Raw genomic sequence first — 9,404 nt, 5'->3', positions numbered from 1 at the left:
GGTGCCCAACCCGGCCCGACGGCCTCGCCCCGGTGGCCCGCCCAGGTGGCGGCCGCGCCGGTTCCTGCCCCGCAGCCTCGGGTGACCGCTCCCGCTCCAGGCGGGGGAGGGGCAGGGCCTCCCCCGAGACTGGAGCGGGAGCGGTCACCGGAGGCTGCGGGGCAGGAACCGGCGCGGCCGCCACCTGGGCGGGCAAGCGGGGCGAGGCCTTCGTGCCGGTTTCGTCACCTTCGTCATCATTGGCTGCGGCCGCGACTTCCACGGCGCGGGGCGTGCGACGACCGGCAACGGCGCGCGGCATGTGCCCCTCGACCAGAGAAGCGACCAGAGCGTCGCGCTGGCGGCCCGAACGGCCGCCGAGCACCACGACGAGGATGTGGCGGCCATCGACCTTCGCGGAGGTCAGCAGGTTGAAACCCGAGGCGCGCGTGAAGCCGGTCTTGATGCCGTCCACGCCTTCGACGCGCCCCAGAAGCTTGTTGTGATTACGATAGGCATAGCCGTCGAACTCGAAGGTGCGCGTGCCGAAATAGGGATAAAATCGCGGGAAACGGTCATGGATCGCCCGGCCCAGCGTGACGAGGTCGCGCGCGGTCGTGATCTGCTGGGGGTTCGGAAGGCCCGAGGCGTTGCGGAAAACGGAACGGGACATGCCGATTGATCGCGCCTTGGCGGTCATCATGTGACCGAAGCGCTCCTCGGTGCCGCCAATGGCTTCCGCCACGACCACGGCCACATCATTCGCGGATTTGGTGATGAGCGCCTTGATGGCATCTTCCACGGAGATCGTGGTGCCTGGCGCGAGGCTGAGCTTCGATGGCCTCTGGCTCGCGGCAAAACGCGAGACCGGCAGCTCGGAATCCAGACGGAAACGGCCGCGCTCGATCTGCTCGAACAGCATGTAAAGCGTCATCACCTTGGTGATCGAGGCGGGATGACGCGGCGCATCCGGATTGGTGGCCTGCAGAGTGCGGCCGGTATTCACGTCGAAAACCAGGGAGGCGTAGGGCGGTGCATAGGTTGCGGCTTTCTGCTGCTTGCGCCGCGAGGCTTCAGCCTGCGGAATCGATAGAACCAATGTCAGGAGCATGGCGAGAATTGCCAAGCCCCAAACACGAAAAGAGGCGCAATCCGCCCCGCTCGCAACGCTTACTCGACGCATACTCACTCTCCGGCGCCTCCTTTGGGGAGGGGCGGTTCAAGCACAGGCCGCTCCGTTTCGGTGCGGCAACGCAACACGGAACAAAATGCGTTCTTTCCGGTTAACTGCCGGTTAAGGCCGCTGCGCTTTTCGGGTTGCGACGGCCCGGGCTCGGCTCGGGCCATCATGGAAGCGGGATCGCGAGGGGCCGTTTCCTGGAAGCCGTATTGTGCGCCGCAAAATAGTTGCTTGACATTTTGTGCGCTGCAACATAAATGGTCCTCAACTGGTTCCGAGAGGAGCCGGAGATGCGGTCCACGAATCCAGATCCACGAAAGGAACAGCCATGATGAACGCTTTCGAAGACATCCAGAAGTACGGCAAAGACAACCTCGACCTCGCCATCAAGGCGTTCGGCGTTCAGCAGAAGGGCGTTCAGGCGATCGCCTCGGAAGTTGCCGATTATTCGAAGAAGGCCGTTGAGGCCGGTTCGGCTCAGTTCGAGAAGCTGCTCGGCGTGAAGACGCTCGACAAGGCGATCGAACTGCAGGCCGAGTTCGCGAAGTCCTCCTACGAGGGTTACGTTGCCCATGCCACCAAGGTCGGCGAGCTCGTGACCGAACTCGCGAAGGAAGCGACCAAGCCGCTCGAGACCATTTTCGCCAAGGCCGGCAAGTAAGCCAGCCTCCGCGCGAGGATGCGGAAGAGCCGGGTCGAAGCCCGGGTTTTCGCCTAGTGTGGTTCGGCCCGGCGCTCTCCAGCGCCGGGCTTTCCTGTTTTGGGAGGGCCTGGCGGGATTTCCGTGCTTTTCCACCGGCATCCGTGATCTGCCCACTGGCGGAAGCACGGATCGCTCCCCACATTGATCCTGCGCAAGGTGGCGAGCTGGCCTCATCGAAAGGGCCTTGATTGTCGCCCGGCGCTGCGCCACCTTCCGTCTCAATCGGTTGATTTGTCCGGTGGCGTGTTCTCGAGAGAGGGTCGCCGTGCTTCCTGTCCGATCTCAGCCTGGCTTGCATTGGCCTGCCCGCCTTGGCCCGGCCGGGAGGGAGGGCGAGGGGCCAGGCAACGGCACGTCTGTTGCGACGCGCACCGTCACCAGGCCGAAGCGACCGGATCTGTTTCGCGTTCTGCTGCTCAACGATGATTACACGCCGATGGAGTTCGTGGTGCATGTCATCATGCGCTTCTTCAACCGGACCGAGGAGGACGCCACCCGCATCATGCTCCACGTGCATCATCACGGCGTGGGCGAATGCGGGGTCTATACCTATGAGGTCGCCGAGACAAAGGTGACGCAGGTCATGGCCTATGCGCGGGACAACCAGCACCCGCTGCAATGCGTGATGGAAAAGAAGTAGCGGCGAGCGGGGGCCTCGCCGCGACCAAGGGCCGCAAGGCCTGTGCAGGACCCATGCGAGGTGCAACCCTCGATGGGAAACAAGGAAAGCGAGACGGTTCCCGTGCCCAGTTTTTCGAAAAGCCTCGAGAATGCCCTCCATCAGGCGCTGAGCCTGGCCTCTAGCCGCCGGCACGAATATGCGACGCTGGAGCATCTGCTGCTCGCCCTGATCGACGATGAGGATGCCGCGGCCGTGATGGAGGCCTGCAACGTCAGGCTCGAGGATCTGCGCCGCACCGTCACCCATTACATCGACAACGAACTCGATGCGCTGATTGCCCGGGAGCGCACCGAGACCAAGCCCACGGCCGGGTTCCAGCGCGTCATCCAGCGCGCGGTCATCCATGTGCAATCCTCGGGCCGTGATGAAGTGACCGGCGCCAACGTGCTCGTCGCGATCTTCGCCGAGCGCGAGAGCCATGCCGCCTATTTCCTGCAGGAGCAGGAGATGACCCGCTATGATGCGGTGAATTTCATCAGCCATGGCATCGCGAAAAGGCCGGGCGCCTCGGTTTCGCGCAGCCCGCGCGGCGCGGATGAGGAGAGCGAGGAGGGGGCCGCCGATTCCCGCAAGGCCGAGAACGGCAACGGCAAGGGCGAGAAGGGCAAGGAAAGCGCGCTCGACGCCTATTGCGTGAACCTCAACGAGAAGGCGCGCGGCGGCAGGATCGATCCGCTGATCGGCCGCATGGCCGAGGTGAACCGCACCATTCAGGTGCTCTGCCGCCGGCAGAAGAACAACCCGCTTTTCGTGGGCGATCCCGGCGTGGGCAAGACGGCCATCGCCGAGGGCCTCGCCCGGATGATCGTCGACGGCAAGGTGCCGGATGTGCTGGCCGATGCGACGGTGTTCTCGCTCGACATGGGCACTTTGCTCGCCGGCACGCGCTATCGGGGCGATTTCGAGGAGCGCCTGAAGCAGGTGATGAAGGAGATCGAGGCCCACCCGAAGGCCATCCTCTTCATCGACGAGATTCACACGGTGATCGGGGCGGGCGCCACGTCAGGTGGCTCGATGGACGCCTCGAACCTGCTGAAGCCGGCGCTGGCAGCCGGCACGCTGCGCTGCATCGGCTCGACCACCTACAAGGAATATCGCCAGTATTTCGAGAAGGATCGCGCGCTGGTGCGCCGTTTCCAGAAGATCGACGTCAACGAGCCCACGGTTCCCGATGCGATCGAGATCCTCAAGGGCCTGAAGCCCTATTTCGAGGAATTTCACCGGCTGAAATACACCAACGACGCGGTGAAGGCGGCGGTGGAACTTTCCGCGCGCTACATCCATGACCGCAAGCTGCCGGACAAGGCCATCGACGTGATCGACGAGACCGGCGCCTCGCAGATGCTGCTGCCCGAGGGCAGGCGCAAGAAGACGATCGGCATCAAGGAGATCGAGGCGACCATCGCCACCATGGCGCGCATCCCGCCGAAATCGGTCTCGAAGGATGATGCGGCGGTGCTTCAGGGCCTCGAAACCACGCTGAAGCGCGTGGTCTATGGGCAGGAAGGCGCGATTTCGCAGCTCACGGCGGCGATCAAGCTCGCCCGTGCGGGCCTTCGTGATGGCGAGAAGCCCATCGGCTGCTACCTCTTTTCCGGCCCGACCGGCGTCGGCAAGACCGAGGTCGCCAAGCAGTTGGCTTCCTCGCTCGGCGTGAAGCTGCTTCGTTTCGACATGAGCGAATACATGGAGCGGCATACCGTCAGCCGCCTCATCGGCGCGCCGCCCGGCTATGTCGGGTTCGATCAGGGCGGCCTCCTGACGGATGGCGTGGACCAGAACCCGCATTGCGTGCTGCTTCTCGACGAGATCGAGAAGGCGCATCCGGATCTCTACAACATCCTGCTGCAGGTGATGGATCACGGCAAGCTGACGGACCATAACGGCAAGGAGGTCTCCTTCCGCAACGTGATCCTGATCATGACCACCAATGCCGGCGCGGCCGACATGGCCAGAAGCGCCTTCGGCTTCACCCGCGCGCGACGCGAGGGCGAGGATACCGAAGCGATCAACAAGATGTTCACGCCCGAATTCCGCAACCGGCTCGATGCCATCGTGCCCTTCGGCCATCTGCCGAAGGAGGTTGTGGCGCAGGTCGTGGACAAGTTCATCGCGCAGCTTGAGGCGCAGCTGGCGGATCGGCACGTCACCATCTCGCTCACGGATGAGGCGCGCGCCTGGCTTGTGGAGAACGGTTACGACGAGCAGATGGGCGCGCGGCCCATGGCCCGCCTCATCCAGACCGCGATCAAGACCCCGCTGGCCGACGAGGTGCTCTTCGGCAAGCTGAAAGGCGGCGGCGTGGTGCGCGTCATCACCCGTGAGGAGAATGGCAAGCGCGTGCTGGGCTTCGAATTCCCGGAAGGGCCGCTCCGCCCGAAGCAGGAGGCTCTGCCGGCGCCGAAGGAAGCGAAGCGCAAGGCGCTGCCCAAGGGCAAGCCTGCCGCGCGCAAGGCGCTTCCGCCGCCCAAGGCACCGGATGAGGAACCGCCGAAGCCGCGTCGTTCGTCGGTGCCGAAGCTGCCGCTGAAGAGCTGAGGCGGAGTCTCGAAGCCCATTGACGCACCAGCGCCGGCTGGCCTTTAGTTTCTTCTCGAAACGCTGCCGTATCGCGCAGCGGATCGGGGGAGGACATCATGAACATCCGCTGGAAGGCCGTGCTGGTCGCTGCCGTCATGCTCGTTGCGCCGGCCTCGGCGCAGACATTGCTGACCGAGAAGAAAACCTTTGAACTTCCGAGCTTTACCACCCAATCCGGCCGCACGCTGAAGAATGTGAAGGTCGGCTGGGAGAGTTACGGCACGCTCAACGCGGAGAAATCCAACGCGATTCTCATCGCGCATTTCTTTTCCGCCAACAGCCATGCCGCGGGGAAATACAAGGAAAGCGATGCCGCGCCGGGCTACTGGGATGCGATCATCGGACCGGGCAAGGTGATCGACACCAACCGCTATTTCGTGATGTCGGTCGACAGCCTCGTTAACCTCAATACGGGCGACCCCAATACCATCACCACCGGGCCGGCAAGCATCAACCCGGAGACGGGCAAGCCCTACGGCATGGATTTCCCGATCGTCACCATCCGCGATTTCGTCGAGGTTCAGCGGCAATTGGCGGATCAGCTGGGCATCCAGAAATTCCAGCTTGTGGCGGGCGCCTCCATGGGCGCGCTGCAGACTTTCGAATGGGCGGCGAGCTACCCGGATCGCGTGGCGAGGGCCATGCCGGTCATCGCGTTCGGCGAGGCCGATGCGAACCTCATCGCCTGGCTCGACATCTGGGCCTCGCCGATCCGGCTCGATCCGAACTGGAACAAGGGCGATTACTACGGCAAGACGCCGCCGAATGATGGCCTCGCGCAGGCCCTGAAAATCGTCACCCTTCACGCCAACCACGGAGACTGGGCCAACAAGACCTTCGGCCGCAAATGGGCGAAGGAGGGCGAAAACCCGGCTTCCGGCTTCGACAAGCGCTTCCTGATCGAGACGACGCTTGATGGCGCGGGTGCGGCGCGCGCCAAGGTGTCGGATGCGAACCACTTCCTCTATCTCGTGAAGGCGAACCAGCTTTTCGTCGCAGGTGGCGGCACGCTCGATGAGGGCGTGAAGAAGATCAAGGCGCCCGTTTTGCTCATTCATTCGCCGAAGGACCTGGTTTTCCCGCCCAGCGGCGTGGATGATACGGCGAAGCGGCTGAAGGATGCCGGGCTCTCCGTGCAGCAGGTGCAGCTTCAGGGCGATCGCGGCCATCTCGATGGCGTGCTGAACATCAAGCAGGCGGAAGGGGCGATCCGCGATTTCCTCGCAAGATAGTCTCGACCTCTTGAGGCCGGCGGGGTTATCCGTGGATCACTGATCCATGCCCGCCGAACCTGCCTCTGATTCCCCGTCCGTCACCTGGTCCGCCTTGCGCGAAGGCATTCGCGATGCGGCGGGTTTGCCGGCGCTCATGCTCATGGCCTCGCTGGTGGGCGTGGGCGGTCTCGCGCGGGATATCGGCTATCCCTTGGGGGCGGGGGTGCTTTCGACCGTCCTGATCTGGGCAGCGCCCGGCCAGATGGTGCTGTTCGGCACGATTGCCTCGGGCGCGGCGTTGCCCGCCGTGGCGGTGGCCGTATCGCTCTCCTCCGTGCGATTCCTGCCGATGACCATGGCGCTCCTGCCGCTGATGCGGCGGCCCGGCACGCCGACCTGGGTGCTGCTGCTCATCTCGCATTATGTGGCGATCACCGCCTGGGTGCATTCCATGCGGGTGATGCCGGATATGGCACCGGAACGGCGCATTCCCTACTTTTTCGGCTTTGCGAACACGGTGCTCGTGGCTGCCGCGTTGGCGACGGGGGCGGGCTATTACCTTATTGGGCAATTGCCGGCGGCCTTGGCGGCCGGCCTGCTGCTCACCTCGCCGCTGTTCTTCCTGGTCAACATGGTCGCGGCCGCGAAACAGCCGGTGGATTGGCTGGCGCTGGGGTTCGGAATCGGGCTCGCGCCCCTGGCCATTGCCATCGTGCCGGCCGGGCTCGATCTGCTGGTCGAGGGCCTCGTCGGCGGCACGCTGGCCTATCTCATCCACCGCTTCCTGAAGGCCCGCCGCGAGAAGGCGGATGCGCCATGATCGCCTGGCTGGAGCATGCATCGGGCGGGCTCTGGCCCTATCTCGTGATCATCCTCTTCGGTTTCCTGCCAAGCGAGATCTGGCGCTGGCTGGCGGTTTTTCTCGGGCGGGGCATCGACGAGAATTCGGAAATCCTCGTATGGGTGCGCGCGGTGGCAAGCGCGCTGCTAGCGGGGGTGGTGGCGAAGCTTATCCTCACACCCACCGGCGCGCTGGCGACCATTCCGCTGTTCTGGCGCGTGGGATCGCTCGTGGCGGGCGTTGCCGGCTTCTATCTCGCGCGGCGCTCGATTATTGCGGGCGTCATCGCGGGGGAAATCGTGCTGATCGGAGCGGGGCTGGCCTTCAGCGGTTGAAGCGCGAAAGCCCGCCCCAGGAGGCCGCGCTCTCACAGGCTCGCCAGCGCGGCCCGGATCTTCTCCGCCTGTTCGGCCAAAGTCGCCATCTCGGCCCTCGGCGCGGGATGGCGTTGCAGCACCATGCCTTCCCAGCGCGGAAGAATATGAAAATGCAGGTGAAAAACTTCCTGCCCGCCGGCACTTTCCGAAAATTGCTGCAGCGTCACGCCATCCGCGCCGAGCGCCTGCTTCGCGGCCTTCGCGATCCGCTGCACCTTCGTGATCAGGTGCGAGAGCATCTCCGGGTCGCAATCCAGCAGGTTGCGGGCGGGCCCTTTCGGAATGGCCAGGCAATGGCCGGGCGAGCGCGGCATGATGTCCATGAAGGCGAGCGTTCTCTCGTCCTCGAAGATGCGATGGCAGGGAATTTCCCCGCGCAGGATCTTCGCGAAGATGTTCTCGGCGTCATAGGGTGTCATGCAACGTTCCTCTCTCATGCAAAGGTGACCACGGCAGGCCGGGATCGCCCTGAATTCGCGTGGGGTTCGGCGACAGGCACCGAAGGATTACCAAGAGCCGCAGCGCACCACAACCACCCGGCATGGCGGGCCGCCTCGAGCGAGGCAGGCGGCCTGCACCGGTCATCCGGGGCTCGCGACCCGGGTCAGATCAGGGATTGCGGAAGGGCGTGAGCGTCTCCAGCTCCTCCTGCATGGCATCGACATGCGCCCGCTCGCGCACGAGATAATCCGCGACGGCGCGCTGGAATCGCGGATCGGCGAAACGATGGACGGAGATGGTCTTCACCGGGCGATAGCCGCGTGCGAGCTTGTGTTCGCCCTGCGCGCCGGCCTCCACCCGTGTGAGGCCGCGCGAGAGCGCGAAATCGATGGCCTGGTAATAGCAGAGTTCGAAATGCAGGAAGGGATGGTGCTCGATCGCACCCCAGTTCCGGCCGTAAAGCGTGTTGCCACCGATGAAATTCAGCGCGCCGGCGATGGAGCGCCCCGCGCGCTTCGCCATGATGAGCAGGATCTTTTCCGGCATGGCCTGCCCGATCTCGCTGAAGAAGGCCCGCGTGAGATAGGGCGTGCCCCATTTGCGACTGCCGGTCTCCATGTAGAAGTCGAAGAACGCATCCCAATGGGCTTCCCGGAGGTCGCTGCCCGTGAGCCATTCGACTGCGATGCCATTGGCGAGCGCGTCCCGCCGCTCGCGCTTGAGGACCTTGCGTTTGCGCGAGGCGAGATTTTCGAGAAAATCCTGGAAATCGCGATAGCCGGCCGCTTCGAAATGGAATTGCTGGTCAATCCGTTCGAGAAAACCCTGGCCGAGGAAGGTGTCGCGGTCGCGATGCGTGAGGAAGGTCGCGTGCAGGCTGGAAGCATCGATGCGCTGGCGCAGGCCCTCCAGCCCCGCCACGAGTCCGGCGCGGATCGCCCCTGCCTCCGGCCCCGCCGGCACGAGCAGCCGGCGCCCCGTGGCGGGGGTGAAGGGCACGCAGACCTGCAGCTTCGGATAATAGCGCTCGCCCGCCCGGTGATAGGCCTCGGCGAAGGCATGATCGAACACATATTCGCCGCGCGAATGGCTCTTGGCATAGGCCGGGACGGCGCCGATCGCGCGGCCCTGTTCATCACGGGCCAGCAGGTGAAGCGGCGTCCAGCCGGTTCTTCCACCCACCGAGCCGGATTGCTCCAGCGCGCGCAGAAAAGCATGTGTGAGGAAGGGGTTGGTGTCATCTTCCTCAGAGGGTGATTCTGCGAGTTCAGAGGCTGAATCATCCTCCTCCGGGGATGATTCCGGTGCTTGAGGCGGTCTTGCACCGGTTTCCGGGCTTGAGTCCGGGTTGCTCGCCAAGTCGTTGAGGGCAGGCGGCTTTCCGCTCCCGGCCGGGCCTTGCGACCG

General features: G+C 64.5%; 9 protein-coding genes. 6 read left to right on the top strand and 3 right to left on the bottom strand.

Annotated elements, in window-relative coordinates; genetic code table 11:
* Window positions 1-1,090: D-alanyl-D-alanine carboxypeptidase family protein (locus tag ACKODO_RS14650; RefSeq protein WP_408984180.1), on the bottom strand; the 1,090-nt coding region annotated here is incomplete at its 3' end.
* A gap of 397 nt (window positions 1,091-1,487) precedes the next feature.
* Between ACKODO_RS14650 and ACKODO_RS14645 the strand changes: the two genes are divergently transcribed.
* From ACKODO_RS14645 to ACKODO_RS14620, 6 genes are all read left to right on the top strand, one after another.
* Entirely contained in the window at window positions 1,488-1,820 is a 333-nt protein-coding gene (locus ACKODO_RS14645; RefSeq protein ID WP_408984179.1) for a phasin family protein, read from the top strand.
* Window positions 1,821-2,154: 334 nt separating this feature from the next.
* Complete coding sequence (gene clpS, locus ACKODO_RS14640; RefSeq protein WP_408984178.1) at window positions 2,155-2,502, top strand: ATP-dependent Clp protease adapter ClpS; 348 nt, start codon at window positions 2,155-2,157, stop codon at window positions 2,500-2,502.
* Window positions 2,503-2,604: 102 nt separating this feature from the next.
* Entirely contained in the window at window positions 2,605-5,082 is a 2,478-nt protein-coding gene (gene clpA / locus ACKODO_RS14635; protein ID WP_408984182.1) for an ATP-dependent Clp protease ATP-binding subunit ClpA, read from the top strand.
* 98 nt (window positions 5,083-5,180) lie between these two features.
* Window positions 5,181-6,356 carry a homoserine O-acetyltransferase gene (locus tag ACKODO_RS14630; protein WP_408984177.1) on the top strand — a complete coding sequence of 392 codons (1,176 nt, stop codon included), beginning with the start codon at window positions 5,181-5,183 and terminating at the stop codon, window positions 6,354-6,356.
* Window positions 6,357-6,402: 46 nt separating this feature from the next.
* Complete coding sequence (locus tag ACKODO_RS14625) at window positions 6,403-7,158, top strand: AzlC family ABC transporter permease (RefSeq protein WP_408984176.1); 756 nt, start codon at window positions 6,403-6,405, stop codon at window positions 7,156-7,158.
* Window positions 7,155-7,514: an AzlD domain-containing protein gene (locus ACKODO_RS14620; RefSeq protein ID WP_408984175.1), complete on the top strand. Its 360-nt coding sequence runs from the start codon at window positions 7,155-7,157 to the stop codon at window positions 7,512-7,514. The genes ACKODO_RS14625 and ACKODO_RS14620 overlap by 4 nt, the downstream gene beginning before the upstream one ends.
* A 32-nt stretch (window positions 7,515-7,546) precedes the next feature.
* Here ACKODO_RS14620 and ACKODO_RS14615 read toward each other — a convergent pair whose 3' ends face one another.
* Together ACKODO_RS14615 and ACKODO_RS14610 are read right to left on the bottom strand one after the other, a co-directional pair.
* Window positions 7,547-7,975 carry an HIT family protein gene (locus tag ACKODO_RS14615; RefSeq protein WP_408984174.1) on the bottom strand — a complete coding sequence of 143 codons (429 nt, stop codon included), beginning with the start codon at window positions 7,973-7,975 and terminating at the stop codon, window positions 7,547-7,549.
* 190 nt (window positions 7,976-8,165) lie between these two features.
* Window positions 8,166-9,356, bottom strand: a complete 1,191-nt coding sequence (locus tag ACKODO_RS14610; RefSeq protein ID WP_408984181.1) for a GNAT family N-acetyltransferase — start codon at window positions 9,354-9,356, stop codon at window positions 8,166-8,168.
* Window positions 9,357-9,404: the final 48 nt, after the last annotated feature.

The sequence above is a fragment of the Rhabdaerophilum sp. genome (assembly GCF_046092605.1).
In the GTDB taxonomy this organism is placed as follows: domain Bacteria; phylum Pseudomonadota; class Alphaproteobacteria; order Rhizobiales; family Beijerinckiaceae; genus Rhabdaerophilum.
This window is presented reverse-complemented; position numbering and strand designations above follow the sequence as displayed.